The sequence below is a fragment of the Parashewanella spongiae genome (assembly GCF_004358345.1).
Lineage (GTDB): Bacteria > Pseudomonadota > Gammaproteobacteria > Enterobacterales > Shewanellaceae > Parashewanella > Parashewanella spongiae.
Window position 1 is genome coordinate 941598 of the sequence record NZ_CP037952.1, and the last position, 14919, is coordinate 956516.

General features: G+C 37.4%; 11 protein-coding genes. 6 read left to right on the forward strand and 5 right to left on the reverse strand.

Annotated features, from left to right (window positions below):
* The first annotated feature begins 187 nt into the window (after nt 1-187).
* Both folM and E2I05_RS03385 read left to right on the forward strand, forming a co-directional pair.
* Nucleotides 188-916, forward strand: a complete 729-nt coding sequence (gene folM / locus E2I05_RS03380; protein WP_121855009.1) for a dihydromonapterin reductase — start codon at nt 188-190, stop codon at nt 914-916.
* A 1061-nt stretch (nt 917-1977) separates the two neighbouring features.
* Nucleotides 1978-2271, forward strand: a complete 294-nt coding sequence (locus E2I05_RS03385; protein WP_121854044.1) for a cupin domain-containing protein — start codon at nt 1978-1980, stop codon at nt 2269-2271.
* A gap of 447 nt (nt 2272-2718) precedes the next feature.
* Here the strand turns inward: E2I05_RS03385 and E2I05_RS03390 are convergent, their stop codons facing one another.
* Both E2I05_RS03390 and E2I05_RS03395 read right to left on the reverse strand, forming a co-directional pair.
* On the reverse strand, nt 2719-3159 hold the full coding sequence (locus E2I05_RS03390) for a SufE family protein (RefSeq protein ID WP_121854045.1): 441 nt from the start codon (nt 3157-3159) through the stop codon (nt 2719-2721).
* A gap of 14 nt (nt 3160-3173) precedes the next feature.
* Nucleotides 3174-4424 (reverse strand): SufS family cysteine desulfurase, encoded by a 1251-nt coding sequence (locus E2I05_RS03395; protein ID WP_121854046.1) that lies wholly within the window; start codon nt 4422-4424, stop codon nt 3174-3176.
* Between the two features lie 375 nt (nt 4425-4799).
* Here E2I05_RS03395 and E2I05_RS03400 point away from each other — a divergent pair, with 375 nt between their 5' ends.
* The gene (locus E2I05_RS03400) at nt 4800-5978 is read left to right on the forward strand and encodes a hypothetical protein (RefSeq protein WP_121854047.1); all 1179 of its coding nucleotides are present in this window, start codon (nt 4800-4802) and stop codon (nt 5976-5978) included.
* 140 nt (nt 5979-6118) lie between these two features.
* Entirely contained in the window at nt 6119-7726 is a 1608-nt protein-coding gene (locus tag E2I05_RS03405; protein ID WP_121854048.1) for a hypothetical protein, read from the forward strand.
* Nucleotides 7727-8063: 337 nt separating this feature from the next.
* Here the strand turns inward: E2I05_RS03405 and E2I05_RS03410 are convergent, their stop codons facing one another.
* The gene (locus E2I05_RS03410; RefSeq protein ID WP_121854049.1) at nt 8064-8597 is read right to left on the reverse strand and encodes a GNAT family N-acetyltransferase; all 534 of its coding nucleotides are present in this window, start codon (nt 8595-8597) and stop codon (nt 8064-8066) included.
* Nucleotides 8587-9129 (reverse strand): inosine/xanthosine triphosphatase, encoded by a 543-nt coding sequence (gene yjjX / locus E2I05_RS03415; protein ID WP_121854050.1) that lies wholly within the window; start codon nt 9127-9129, stop codon nt 8587-8589. The genes E2I05_RS03410 and yjjX overlap by 11 nt, the downstream gene beginning before the upstream one ends.
* Nucleotides 9130-9312: 183 nt before the next feature.
* Between yjjX and E2I05_RS03420 the strand changes: the two genes are divergently transcribed.
* Both E2I05_RS03420 and E2I05_RS03425 read left to right on the forward strand, forming a co-directional pair.
* A complete protein-coding gene (locus E2I05_RS03420) occupies nt 9313-10218 on the forward strand; it encodes a L,D-transpeptidase family protein (protein WP_121854051.1) in 906 nt (301 codons plus the stop codon).
* 114 nt (nt 10219-10332) lie between these two features.
* Entirely contained in the window at nt 10333-10785 is a 453-nt protein-coding gene (locus E2I05_RS03425; protein ID WP_121854052.1) for a hypothetical protein, read from the forward strand.
* Between the two features lie 78 nt (nt 10786-10863).
* On the opposite strand, the gene E2I05_RS03430 is transcribed toward E2I05_RS03425, so the two are convergent.
* The gene (locus E2I05_RS03430; protein WP_121854053.1) at nt 10864-14784 is read right to left on the reverse strand and encodes a rhombosortase-dependent M36 family metallopeptidase; all 3921 of its coding nucleotides are present in this window, start codon (nt 14782-14784) and stop codon (nt 10864-10866) included.
* Nucleotides 14785-14919: the final 135 nt, after the last annotated feature.

A 14919-nucleotide genomic window follows, 5' to 3' on the forward strand; every position in this document is an offset into this window, starting at 1 on the left:
AAGTAGTGGTTCTACTTGCAAAATTTATAACGCAGCTAGCGGTGATTTTGGCAAGTATATGAATGTTCAGCACTCACCTGATGGGTGAATTCGGGTTATTTAATCTTGTATTTAACTTCAATAGATTAAAGTTAAATTGTGCGTTCAACTGATATATTTAGGTTGAAGCTAAAATAGGAGAAACTCAATGAGTGATAAAAGAAAGGATGCAATACTCATTACAGGCGTTGGAAAACGCGTTGGCTTTGTTTTAGCAAAACACTTTCTCGCAGTAGGTTATGAAGTTATAGGGACTTATCGTTCAGACCGCTCTCAAATCAAAATACTTATGTCAGCTGGTGCAGATCTTTACCAGTGCGATTTTAATCAGCAAAACCAAGTCGATGCATTTATCCAGAAAATTATACAGCGTTATCAGTCGCTTAGAATGGTGATACATAATGCTTCTGCTTGGCTGCCTGATGATTGTGAGCACAGTGCTGTGTCTGTATTGAATCAAATGATGACGGTACACGTAAATGTGCCTTATCAAATGAACCTAGCTTTTGAGGCCTTATTAACCACTTCGAGCGAGTCTGTTGGTCAGAGGGATATCATACACATCAGTGATTTTGTGGCCACAAAGGGCAGTACAAAACATATTGCCTATGCTGCAAGTAAAGCTGCCATGGATAATCTGACGTACTCTTTTGCGGCAAAACTGGCTCCTACAACTAAAGTAAATTCAATTGCACCTGCTCTTATCATGTATAACGATGAAGATACTGATAGTTACAAATTGAAGGCCGCATCAAAGTCTTTAATGGGGATTGTAGCTGGCGTTGATGAATTAATTAACACGGTGAATTATGTTATGAACAGTCACTATGTTACAGGGCGAGTCTTACACTTAGATGGTGGACGCCATCTTAAGTAACCTGAACTCTGGATAAGCAAACCTATACAGCACAGCTATTTTCGCCTATTCCAGTGTTGTAATTCTCTGAAATAGACCCGCTTTTACAGAAAATTACGCCTCTTATACCAATTACAGTAATTAATCTCTCACTCAGCAAAAGATAAAGGTTTTCAATACCGGCGAGTCTTACACTTAGATGGTGGACGCCATCTTAAGTAACCTGAACTCTGGATAAGCAAACCTATACAGCACAGCTATTTTCGCCTATTCCAGTGTTGTAATTCTCTGAAATAGACCCGCTTTTACAGAAAATTACGCCTCTTATACCAATTACAGTAATTAATCTCTCACTCAGCAAAAGATAAAGGTTTTCAATACAAGGCGCATGTTCGAAGTACTATATTCCCTACGGCCGCCATACAAAGCTGGCGTTCAACGCACTTCATGCTTTTGTCGGGATAATTCAAGAACGTGCAACGCAGTAATGGAAACCTTTAGCCTTGCCCTTCGGGAGCTTGTATGTGCTCACTTTGGTTTATAAAGAATACTTCACAAAATTATCTCAACGTAGATAACTATGTTTTCACCAATTTCGTTTGTACTTTGTGCGCATACATAGCTCTGAGTTGAGCATTTAATTACTGTAATTGGTATTACTAGGGTCTGTTGATCTTTCGTGATTATTTTTGCAGCGATAAATTGGTTATTTTATGCAAGGCAGAGTTTGTGAGGTTTGGTTATTATCGACATACAAAACTGTCGTTACTTCGTTTCCAAATAAGAAAACGATAACGCAGCACCTTTTATTTAGAAAGAGCGATCAATTTACGCTCTCTCTTTTTTCGATGCTTTTGAGCATTCACTGTTCTGTGTTGTGACCAGCTCACTTAGATGGCTAAGCATCACTGCTCACGCCTTGAACAGATAAATGCTCAAATAGCACAAAATTTAATCCTGAAAGATCAACAGACCCTAGACAAAACTAGCCACACTTTAGATTGAATTTAAACTTATTGTATATAAAACATTTAGTTATAGATTTTATTATCCCTAGTTCAGGTTAAAGTAAGGAGTTTACTTTGAATAATCTCTTTAAAGATATTCCCACTGATTTATCAAAAGAAGTTATTCAGGTACTCGCGGAAACTCCCCAAACGAGAATTGAGCGGATCGTGTCCTTCGGTCAAAAGAGCTCTGAAAATTTTTGGTATGATCAAGATGAAAACGAATGGGTTGTTGTCATAAAAGGACGTGCTCAAATCGACTTTGTTGACGGCAGAAAATGTATTCTCGGCCAAGGTGATTTCTTGAACCTAAAAACATCAGTTGACTGCGTTCTCAAGCATAGAAAAATGGCTGATAGTAAGGCGTAGCTTGCAGCAAGTAGTTATTCTACTTGCAAAAGTTACAACGCAGATAGCAGTCATTTTAGCAAGCTTGTGAGCGTAGAGCACTTCACTCATTGGGTGAAAGCCATGATGATAAAGTCATCTTATTGACTCAAACAGTTACTCATATACTCAGCGTTCAACTGATGTTTTCTCGTGAAAATAGCCGCTAACACCTATTCCCAAGCCTGTTAGTGAAAGCAGAAAAGCTAAAAATCACTTCGCTTTTAGCTTAGGTTGGAAATAATCTTCAAATCTCAGCGAATACAATTTTCATGGTGTAGGGTGATAGAAAAATAGTAGCCAAAGTAAACGCATATGACATCTATGCCTATCATGAACGTTTAGGTTGAATATTCCAGCCCATGAAAAACATCGAGTAGCATGGACTGAAGAAGGGATAGAAACTACTTGGTTGGCTGTTTTTTATTGCTAGCTTTTAGCGTATGAAACCATTTTAGCAGCCAGTGCTTGTAATCCATTAGCGCGTGAGGGACTGAGTTGGTTTAATAATCCTAGCTGTTCAAAAGTAGCTTCGATCGGTGATCCGCAAATGGTTTTACTGTCTTGTGAGTGAAACATGATCAATAAAATCGAAATTAAACCTTTAACTATGCGAGCATCACTGTCTGCTAAGAAATAATGCTTATCATCTTGTTGATAGTGATACAACCAAGCAGCGCTCTCACATCCGTCAACTTGTTGAGGCTCAACTTTATACTCATCAGAAATTGATGGAACTGACTTTCCTAATAACATTAATAGCCGATATTTTTCTTGCCAATTGTTTGTAACAGCAAATTTATGTTTTAAATTTTCAATAGATTCGACTTCATATAAAAAACGTTCATTTGCAGGTATAAAAGACGACATTTAGTAGGACCTTTTTAATCTTTCAGTAATTGTTGGACTTGTTTCAAAGCATCAATAAAACAATCAATATCAACTTTTGTTGTGTACAAACCGATAGAGACACGGCAGCAGCCATTTATTTTCATTAAGTCCATTAATGGCATCGCGCAATGGTGACCACATCGAATGGCGATACCTTGCTGATCGAGTAAGATACCAACATCTTGATGGTGTTCACCTTTAACATTAAATGAAACCACACCAAGATTATTTTCGTTTGATGCATAAATTTCGATATCATCAAGCTCTGCTAACGAGAATTGCAAATAATTCAATAACTGTTTTTCTTCATCTTGATGTTCTTTGGTGAAATACTGGTTCATAAACTTGATAGCAGCCCCAAGACCGATCACTTCTGAAATTGGCGGTGTACCCGCTTCAAGTCGATTGGGTAATTCGCCAAAAATAGTGTTATCAAAGCTGACTGTTTTTATCATTTCCCCACCAGTGAGCATTGGTGTGAGCTGAGCTAATTTTTCTGTTTTACCATAAAGTATACCAACACCCGTTGGGCCGTACATTTTGTGCCCAGAAAAAGCATAAAAGTCACAATCAAGCTCACTAACATCAACAGAAGTATGTGCGATCGCTTGAGCACCATCCACCACAGTAATGGCGTTGGCTGTTTTTGCTAATGAGATTATTTGACTAACGGGATTAACAGTGCCGAGAGCGTTAGTGACATGAGAAATTGCAACCAGTTTGGGTCTCAATTTAAGTAGCTTTTGATATCCGATTAAGTCAAGATTGAAATCTTGATCAAGCGGAATCGCCTTTACAAAGGCACCTGTGCGTTGTGCCAGTTGTTGCCAAGGGACAATGTTGGCGTGATGGGCGGCACTGTCGATTAAAATCAAATCACCAGCAGAAAACGTACTTTCTAATCCGTAGGCCAGCATATTCAAAGACTCTGTAGTCCCATGTGTAAAGATGATTTCTTGTCGGGTTCTAGCATTGATAAACGTTACTAAATCATTACGGACTTTTTCATAATCAACTGTAGCACGAGCAGATAGTTGGTGAGCAGCGCGGTGAACATTCGAGTTATAGGTATGATAATACTCATTCATTGCATCAATCACGCAATGGGGCTTTTGACTTGTAGCTGCTGTATCGAGGTAGCATAATTTAAGTGGGTTTTGATGATTATTTAGTAATGGGAATTGGGACTGAATTTTGCTTGCTAGAGTTGAGGTTATTGTTTCACACATTACTGATTTTACCATGCTGCTTATTGTGTTCTTCAAATGAAAATTGATCTTCAGGGATTTTACCGATTATTGCAAGCTTATGTTTGAAAAAACGAGAATTTATAATAGTGATTATTTGTGGATAATTAGCGAGTTAAATTGTCTTTAATATCAAGATCAAATAAATCAAAATGCATTTTTTATTTAGTTTGAATGGTGCAGGAGGAAGTAGTAGGTTTTTCTGTTAATTATTATTTTATATTCATAAAGCTTGAAGCTCATAAATTGATAAGTTAACGCTATATTAATATTGTTTTTTAAATCAATAAAAAACACCAAAAGTAATTGAATAAAGCTTATTATTAATATAGGGAAAAATTGTTCGTTGTCTTATTAAGTGTAGGGGGATAAATGGCCGTTAAAGTTGCAAGAGCAATGTGGTGCTCTGATACTAAAAGTTTAACAAATTACGGACCTCTTAAATATTGGGTTGAGACTAAAGGTAAAAGCGAACCTTCTAAGTTAAAACCTGAGTTTGAATTTGAGCTTGATGTTGTTGACATCAGTGGAATAACGAAAAAAACCTATAAATTAATGGCAAAAAAAGAAAGAGGTTGGTGGTGTGTTAATGCTAAGTTTTTCAATAACTTTTTTGAGAAACATAGTGAACAATGGAATGATGCTCGCAGTAGTGTTGTGGGTTATCTAAATAAAGGTTTAGCTGAGTGTGATTCAACAGTTTTAATAGAGTGCGATAAAGATAAAGGCACTGAGAGTTATGTGGTTGTTGCTAAAGTTGGAAGTCAGTCTGTTGATGTTATTGTTGAAGGTGAAAAACACTCTGATGTAGTCGATGAAGATGTATTGCTTACAATCTCTAAATTTGCAGATCAAGCAAGTAAAAAAGCATATGAAGAAGTAAAAGCAAAAGCAGCGATAAAACCAAAATTAAAATTTGAAAAAGATGGTGATTTTGATTTAGTCGAGCATGAGCATGCTCTTCTGGCGGATGTGAATTATTCTATAGCTGAAGTAAATTACCATGCGGGAAATTTAAAGAAACGTATAGGGACAACAACAGCGAATAAAATTGCACGAGATACCATTTTTAATTTAATTAGTGCAAAAGAAACAACTGCAAAAGAAACAACTGTAAATATACATATATTGGAACTTGAAGAACAAGATGTTAGATCATGTAACTTAACGTCATACTTATGGAATATTCAAAAACAGATTGAAGAAAAATCTGTAAATGGTGTTCAAATGGTTATTGTGGGGATAACTCACAGAGGTTACTTCCATTCTTCTATGGAAAATCACGCCATACTTGCTGTTTTTACCCGTAAAGGCGTTGAGATTATTGACTCGAAAGCAGGAAATAAATATTCCAGTGATTTTATTCATCATATTTCTGCTTTTCAAGATGAAAATGATCATCTGAACTGTGCACGATATTCGGCATATACGGCTATCGAAATGGCAAAATTAATTAAAGAAGAAAGTAACGATATAGACGTCGGTGAGTTACTTAATAAAATAAGTAAACCTAGCTTAGATCTTCTGAGTTCAATTTTTTGGAAATCTTGATTTAATATAGATAGTGAGAAATATATTATAATAACTGTTGTATAGGTAATTATTAAAATGACATTGCAGCTTACTTTAAGGAACGTTTATTTTATCATTAATGTCAGTAATCGTTTGATTGTAAATGTAAGGAGGAATATTTGAGTAGAGAGTATATTCTTTGTTGGCGTTCAAACACGTTTGATTATAATGTAAATGATTTAAGTTTTAGTCGAATGGAGAGTTTAGTCGCTGATAAAAACAGTAAAGTGGTTAAGGTGTACTTTCAAAGAAATGAGGAAACTTCAAGTGACTTTGTTGAATTTAAAGTTAGCCATAAAAAAGGAGAATGGTCTGTTTCAAATGGGTCAGTCTTTGATTTTTTCAAATATAAAGAGATGAAAGCGCAATTAACTAAAGATTTAAAAAATGCTCAATTTAATTCTTATAAAAGTACCAGCGAGTTCTCAAAATTAAATAAAGGTCCTATTAAAGATCTCCTTCCAGAAGAGGGGGATGTTGACTCAGAAGAAACTTATGTGGATTTAGAGGAAATAGCAAAAAAAATTATAACACCTGAGTTACCTAGACGAGCTACTCCAAACTCTGCTACAGCTTCATTGTCTTCAAATAATACTTCTGTTGATTTAAGTGCTGAAGGGAGCTCTGAAGCATCCGTTACTTCACGAAATAAACTTATTTATGCTACACGATTAGATGAAGCCTACAGGCATTATAGTCAAGCAGATTCTCGTCGAAATTCGATTTCTAGTATGTCAGTGAACTCCTCAACATCTTCGTCGCCGCAAAATAATGAGGTATTGCAGGGCTCCACTTCAACGCTAACAGAAGCTTTTGATTTAAGTTCACCACAGCAAGGTGGAGTTGGTGACTTAACTCCAGCCACACCTCGAAAGCCTCTTTCAACAAAGTATGATTCAACTCGAGAATACGCTGCAGTAGGTTTGGTGAACCCTGATGAGGATTCAGAAACTGTCTTTGTAGAGTATATTGATAACTCAACTATAAAATCCGCAGAAAGAAAAAGAAAACGCCAAAATTCCAAAGGAGATTGTAGGCTTGTTGATCAAAAAATAATGAGTCTATACCCGAAAGAGTGTAAGTCAGTTGCTTTATGTGAACGGTCTATTGTGCCTCTGCCTTATTTATCAACCTATCTCCAATTAATACAACAAATTGACTTACCCAGGGTCGAGAAGCCCATTATGGTCATGCCCATTGGAATTAGAGAGCGAGGTATGTTGCGCGAAGAGCATGTTGTAATTGCTGTCATTACACGAGATGGAATATATATCGTCGACTCTAAAAATAATGAAGACGATTACAAACCTCCATTAGAGTTTTTAACAACCAGTTTTCAAAGTGTTTTTAATCGAACGGATTGTTCTCGCTATGCAGCATATACAGCAATTAACCTCATTCATAAACTCGATGAGCTAGCTCGTGAAAAGTTAACTGACTCAATTAACGTGGAGACAGTAGCTCAACAAATATTGCAAAATGCTTTAAAACGTGAAAAGAAAAGTAAACAAAGCCTCGATGGGCAATCATATGATGTTGTAACACCTGAGGATGTAGTCAAGTCGAGAAATGCGGCTAAGCTAGGTGAACTTGAAAAATTGGATGATAAAAAAGAACGGCCGTTTAACGGCATTAAGTTTACTTTTGATAATATTCAAAACTTGGTTGTTAGCATTCCACCTCCTAAAAAAGAAGAACTAAGGAAAATATTTGATGACGTTGATTAATCAATCAATATTTCTAGATTACTAGGGGCTGTTGATCTTTCAGGATTAAATTTTGTGCTATTTGAGCATTCATCTGTTCAAGGCGTGAGCAGTGATGCTTAGCCATCTAAATGAGCTGGTCACAACACAGAACAGTGAATGCTCAAAAGCATCGAAAAAAGAGAGAGCGTAAATTGGTCGCTCTTTCTAAATAAAAGGTGCTGCGTTATCGTTTTCATATTTGGAAACGAAGTAACGACAGTTTTGTATGTCGATAATAACCAAACCTCACAAACTCTACCTTGCATAAAATAACCAATTTATCGCTGCAAAAACAATCACGAAAGATCAACAGACCCTAAAGTAAAGCCTTCAGCATGAGAATTTCACAATTTGAGTGACCAGTATTTCCAATTCTTTGGTTAATTTCTTCAAAACCAAGTTTTTTATATAAATGATATGCACCTTTTAACACCGCAGTTGTTTCTAAATAACAATGAGTAAAGCCTTTCATTTTGGCAAAATTCAAACAATGTTCAGATAGCTTTTGGCCTAGTCCAAGTCCTCGGGTATTTGATAAAAAATACATTTTTTGTAATTCGCATACAGTTCGAACATCGTTCGATTCTATCGGCGAAATGCCAGCTCCACCCACTAGCTTACCTTGATATTCTATGACCCAATAGCCACTTACTTCATTTTTATAGTAATGGCTTAAAGGCTTTTTGGCCAAATCAGACACTCCATAACCTTCATTTTCTGAAAATCCATATTCATTCGATACTAGTCTAATAATTTCCGCCATTTGCTCATTATCCTCAAGTGTTAACTGGCGGATAATAAAGCCATTGTGCTGATGTTTTGAGTTCATGTGTTCAAGATTACTTTTCATAAAGTGCTCGGTGAGTTATAGGAGCCATAGCCAGTGTGATCGCTTGTATATAGTTCGTTTCACGATTGGCAAGTTGATTGGTGAGCAACCCGATGGCACCACCTTTTTGTTTAATATTTTCAGTATTAAATAATTCGTCCATAACATGCCCAAGTTCCTGGCCCGCAACCAGTTGTCGATGAACAATATTAGGTAGTGGTAAGCATGCACTTTTGGTAACAATTTGCTGTTTTTGGTGGCAGATAACGATATAAGCAAATGTTACAGGACCGTCTTGTGTGACGTCCAACCCACCTTCAATGGCAACAAAATAATCGGCCTGATACAAAGCTTGGCAATGTGATACTCGATTTAGAGCACCTTGTCGAGTTTCTTGGGCTGTCATGGGTTGATCAGCAACATTCGACGGAGCATCTACTCCTTGTGTATTAATCAGAACATTTGGAAAGTAGGCTTCGAATACGGCTTTGGTAGCATTGACCTTTACAGGGTTTAATGAACCGACAATAACTTTTATTGAATTTAATGACATTAACAGAAGTCGTGATTAGAAATTTGTACTTTAATACAAACTCTTGGTTGGAAAAAGGTAAATGTTTATCTGATAAGTTTTGTAGTGAAAAGAAAAGCAATTCAACAGCATCATTTTGAAAACCTACTAAATTCACATATTATGGAAGAAGTTTATTGTATTTTAAGGTGTGTTGTTCTTTCTATGAAACGTATTAGCCTAGTTATTATTAGTTTGTTGATAAGCCTACCAAGTCAGGCACTTGTGTATTCATTGCCTGAAGACGGTAGTCGATTAGTTGGCCATAATGAGACTTATATCGTCCCTAATGGAAAATTACCTTTAGAAGCCATTGCAGATAAATTTCAACTTGGATTGACAAATATTATGCAAGCTAATCCTGGGGTCGATCCATTCTTACCAAGGCCGGGTACTCAACTGACTATCCCTCATCAGTTAATTTTGCCAGATGCACCTCATAAAGGAATTATCATTAATTTAGCTGAAATGCGCTTGTACTATTACCCTAAAGGCGACAAAACGGTTGAAGTTTATCCGATTGGCATTGGAGAAGTCGGGCGAGATACGCCTGAAAACTGGGTAACTCGAGTGTATCGTAAAAAAGAAAATCCTACATGGACACCTACAGCTCAAACTAAAGCCGATCACGCTGCCAAAGGTGACATACTCCCAGATGTTTGGCCTGCAGGCCCTGATAATCCTATGGGATTGTTTGCACTGTACATTGGTAATTTATATGCGATTCATGGGACCAACGCGAGTTTCGGTATTGGCCTTAGAGTAAGTCATGGCTGCGTGCGCTTAAGAAATAACGACATTGAAGAAGTATTTAAAAAAGTGCCAATAGGCACACGGGTGCAATTTATCAATAATCCCGTTAAGGTTGCCGTTACCCCTGATGGACATCGCTTTATCGAGGTACATGAACCGCTTTCTAAATCCATTGAAGATTACGAGTCTAATGACGTATTACCGCTTGAGTTTACTCAAAAAGTAAAACGGTTTCTTGCGAACTCTGAGACGGATTCTTCATTGTTAAAGCAAGTGCTAGAGCAAAGAAGTGGAATGCCTGTTAGGGTTGATGAGTGATTCATTTTAAATTGAAACTAACTGATTTTATTTTTAACAAATTTGTTTTTGGTAATTTTTTAGGGTTTAAATATTTCAAGTATGGATAGTAAGTTCACAATTCAAAGGAGTGATATGAAAATAGTATTGGTTTTTAGTACGTTATTTTTGTCAGCATGTAATGGTGTAGTAAAAGAGCCAGTTCAAGGCTCTTCAAGTGATAGGCACCAAGTCACTCGATTGCCAAATAAAGCATCCACTAGTCAGGCTCTCTATAACTTGTACTTTAACGGTGCTGTGTTTGAATCTAATAGTCGTCGTTTGGTTTCTGGTCAGCGAGTGTTTAACAAATCTATGGGTGAATACGGTGTAGTTAAAGGCGAGTTAATTGTTGTTAGTTCAAAACACCCTAGAGCAGTGCTTGATGACAAAATGGAAATACGAAAAATAGCTGAAGATACTTGGAAAGTTCAAGTGAGTTCGAGCCAAAATGTATATCAACTATATCGTGAATTACTGAATCAGGCTTTGAAAGTAGAGATATCTGTCGATTATAGCTCTATGGGTCGGACTAACATAGTGATGTAACGACTAATAGAAAGTAAATTTGAAAAAATAAAACCACCTATCATTAGGTGGTTTTATAGTTAGAGGGATAGCTAAAACTTAATTTTTTCTACGGCGTAAGAAAGCTATTGGAGTTAACAGTAATGCCAACCAACCAAGGGAGCCACTAGAGCTTCTATTTTCATTGTCTGTTGGTGTTACAACAGCTGCAGGAATATCTCTTACTTTCACATCAACTGTCGAAACAACATCGCTTGTACCGTCATTAACTGTTAGTTCGAACGTAAGTTGATTAACAGCTTCGTTGACTTCTGGGGCAGTAAATGTAATTTCAGGAGTGTTATTTGCTGAAATTGACGCTTCAGTACCGACAGTTTGCTTCCATGAATATGTCAATTCATCACCAGCGTTTGCATCTATTGCAGTCGCTGTTAATGTAACTGATTCACCTTCTTGAACATCCCCAGCACTCGTTTTAATCACGACATTGGGTAAGCGATTGTCACAGGCAATGGTATGTCCAGCAACTTGATCATGAAATACTGAAGTGGTGATGTTTGTGAGTGAAACATTATCAATAAACCAGCCAAACTCGTTGCTGTTTTGATCAGTAACAAGACGGAAGCGGAATTTGACTTGGTTACCATTTAAGCCTGTGCCAAAATTAATGCTTTCACTACCACCTGGAAATGAAGCAAAACCTGTAAACGCTTCACGTTCTGGCAATAGATTTCTCAACTCTCCATCGTAACCAGTGCCTTCAAACGTTCCGCCGACCTCTGTAACGTCAACCCATTCACCATTGTTTATGCTGATTTCAACAACACCACCGTCCCAGCCATCTTCGATTTCATAGTAATGATCCCAACTAATTTTAAAGTCACCACCGAAGCCAACAGAAAATGCTTTTGTTTCAAGTGCGACATCTGATTCAAAGCCGTTATTGTTGATGAGCAAATAATCTTGCTCAGCCCAAGGGAAAAGGAATGAAAAGCGATCATCAGTAACTGAGGTGCCCTTAGCGGAATCACCACCTTGATAAATCGTTTCTACAAAATCTTTAAGACCAGCAAATCCATTTACACCACTTACTGATGAATTATTATTTACTGCTTTCTCTTTGAAATCATAGTTAACAGGCAAATCTACAAAATATTCTGGAGCAACAGTGTCTTCGCCTTCAACAGGGAGTTGCAGCCTTAAAGTCAAGTTGTCGCCGTTTCCAGCACGATCAATCTTAAATTCAAGTGGTTTACTTGTAGTGTTATTAAGCACACTGAGGTTCTCGAATACGACTTTTCCTTCATTAGAAAAAGTGACGTCATGATCGCTCACAACTTCTACGGTAGCCTCTAATTTTTCGATGGATGATGCACCACGATTCTTGACTGTAAAGCTAACTGTACCTGTTTCACCTTGATCTAATACATTATCGTTAGTGCAATAACCGACAGTAAGGCCTTCGTAATTTGTATTCAACTCATGGCTCTCACCTGTTATAGATGAACCTTCAGTTTTGAATGATTCAACAACGTTTGAATGAGTGATATCGTCACGAGCAGGAGATTGAGCACCAATTCCCATGCCACGGCGTGCAAATGCTTTTAATATGACTTGGTAATCTTCTTCATCACTGGCTAAAGCTGATGCTAGTAATGCGTCACGAGCTTCGGTATAAGTTGGTGCAATTGGAGTAAGTTTGTAACCTGCAACTAAGTATTCCATCATCCTACTTTTGGCTTCAGAATAAGTATGGCGCTCATCGTTAACTAAGCCAACAAAACTATCCCAAAGCATAGCAGCCCAAGGCTCGCCAGCATCATGGACTTCAGCACTACCATTTTCCAGTTGGAATACATTTGGAGATGAAGCAGATACATCTTTAAAGGTTAATGGATTTATGTCCATATCCGTTGAGTATGGGAAATTACGAATGCCGCTATAAAAAGAAGAAACGTAAGATGTCGCTGCATACGGTTTTTGTAACTTATCGTTTCCTACAATGCTTAAGTCACTTTCTTCAGATAATAATAAAAGTGCATGGAAATCACCCCATCCTTCGCCCATCGAGCGACCTTGATTGTTGATCAAGCCATTACCATTTCCGACAAGACGATTACTGATGTAATGTCCCCATTCATGAGCGACAATACCGTTATCCCAAGAACTGCCTTTGTATAACTTATCATCGAACATCGAAACAGTAACTGTCTCACCATCTTCAATCATTTGATATATTTTCTGGCCATCATTAAGTGATAATCCCATTGTTGGGATGGATGGGTCATCAAGATCCGGATCTGCGCCTACTGGTGCTGGTTCTGTGGTACCTCTGTTGTTCACAATAATTGCTGCAATTGCGCCAGCTTTCTCAGCTTCTGCAGCTTTTGTTTCAAAAGAACATACGCCACGATTAATTATCGCTATTTTTCCTAGGATAGCATTAGGATTTTCTAATGTGGTACAGCCATCAGAAGCTTCATCAACCGAATCTGTTACTCTGACAACTTCAGCGGTAATATTAAATTGCCCCTTACCGAATGAAGCCCTTTGAGTCGATGACAAAAGCGTGTTGTCACCAGCAGTGATAGAAATGCCATAATCTTCACCAACAACAGCATCTTTACTATCAAAAAGATACATTTGCATTCTTGGTGAGCCACCATCAGCTGGCGTTGACATATTTGCATTATTAAAGCCTGAGTTATCTTGTACTTCAGCTCTAATAGGATCACCTTCCACGCCACCTCGTCCATAGTTTGATTCTTGTGCGTTTCCAGAAGATTCATCAAAGCCGTGATCATAAAATTGATCGTGAAGGTAATTATTGAGATAGAACAGGTTTACGATGGCAGCATTTCTGTTGTTAATTGAGTTTTCACGTTCGTCTACATTGTATGCATAGTCGAAAGTTTTATCAGAGTTTGTCGTTGCTGCAAAATCTCCTGCACTAAAACCATCAGGTGCGATAGCATCGACATATGCACTCACATTGTTACCAAAAGTTGTTGTCGCATCTTCAGCTAACCACGGATCTTGAGTGCTAATTGGACCGTGAGCTAGGTTAACAAGAGGAGCACTTAAATACTCACTGGAATCAATTTGGTCTGAGCTTGTCGCTGGAATAACATTCCCATGAGGACTATCCCATGGCGCACCAGATTCGTTTGCATAGACGCGATAGTTAAAATCACTGTCTTTCGCAGTCATGTTATTTTTGAAAAGAATTTTATTGTCAGAACTGCTTACAACGAATGAATAATAATCGCTATCAACTGAATTTTTAGATGCAACTTCTAATTCAACATAGTGGGCTTTGACTAATTTGTTATTGAGTTCGATATATACCTTTTTGGTTCTTGGTGTACCAATAACTTTTTTGTTTGTATTCAATTCGTCAGCAACGAACATTGAATATTTACCAATTGATTCGGTTGACGTTAAATTTATGTTTTCAACACCAACTGCTTTAGCTGCGGTTTTTACGGCTGATATTGGATTACTGAATGATTCAGTAAAGCCTTTCAAGCTTGTACCAACAGCGGCAGTTGAAGCCGACATACTTCCTGACGATGCAACCAGATTATAGCTTTTGTCCATAAGGATACTGAACTTCTTATTGAATACTTCAATACCATTTAATTCTTGAGCATAAGTCGCAACTGTAGGCCCACTTTTCGCGGTATGCATGCTCGATAAAACTGGACGAAGTTGGCTATCTTTTTCACTTGAGAAGCCTGTGAGTTTGTTTAAATAAAAGTCAGCAGCTGCAGAAGTTTGTATGTCTGCTTTTAAGGCGCTCACATTCGGCTTAGTTACGCCTTTTTTAGCCCACTGAAATGTAATTTCTCCTTTATCATTATGATGATCTTCCAATGGCTTTATATTCTGATTACTCATCTTTGTTACACTTGTTTTTGAAAGTGAACTTAATGAAGAGTTAACGGATTGATTGTTTTCTGAATGAGCAGTACTACTCAGCAGTGCTGCAGATATGGCGAGCGCGAGTTTTGTTTTCACAACTATTTTTCCTTGTCAACAGGAGATACGACGTTGTTAAAGGTCAATATCAAACATTTATTTATTGTTTTTAAGTGCTAAATACAGTTTTCATCCTCGAGAACCGTTAACACTTAAATATTTCTAACATATAGA

Bases quoted from the DNA above. Each gene is read 5' to 3' on its own strand.
- folM (WP_121855009.1), top strand. From the start codon at position 188: ATGAGTGATAAAAGAAAGGATGCAATACTCATTACAGGCGTTGGAAAA.
- E2I05_RS03390 (WP_121854045.1), bottom strand. From the start codon at position 3,159: ATGTCGTCTTTTATACCTGCAAATGAACGTTTTTTATATGAAGTCGAA.
- E2I05_RS03395 (WP_121854046.1), bottom strand. From the start codon at position 4,424: ATGGTAAAATCAGTAATGTGTGAAACAATAACCTCAACTCTAGCAAGC.
- E2I05_RS03400 (WP_121854047.1), top strand. From the start codon at position 4,800: ATGGCCGTTAAAGTTGCAAGAGCAATGTGGTGCTCTGATACTAAAAGT.
- E2I05_RS03410 (WP_121854049.1), bottom strand. From the start codon at position 8,597: ATGAAAAGTAATCTTGAACACATGAACTCAAAACATCAGCACAATGGC.
- yjjX (WP_121854050.1), bottom strand. From the start codon at position 9,129: ATGTCATTAAATTCAATAAAAGTTATTGTCGGTTCATTAAACCCTGTA.
- E2I05_RS03420 (WP_121854051.1), top strand. From the start codon at position 9,313: ATGAAACGTATTAGCCTAGTTATTATTAGTTTGTTGATAAGCCTACCA.
- E2I05_RS03425 (WP_121854052.1), top strand. From the start codon at position 10,333: ATGAAAATAGTATTGGTTTTTAGTACGTTATTTTTGTCAGCATGTAAT.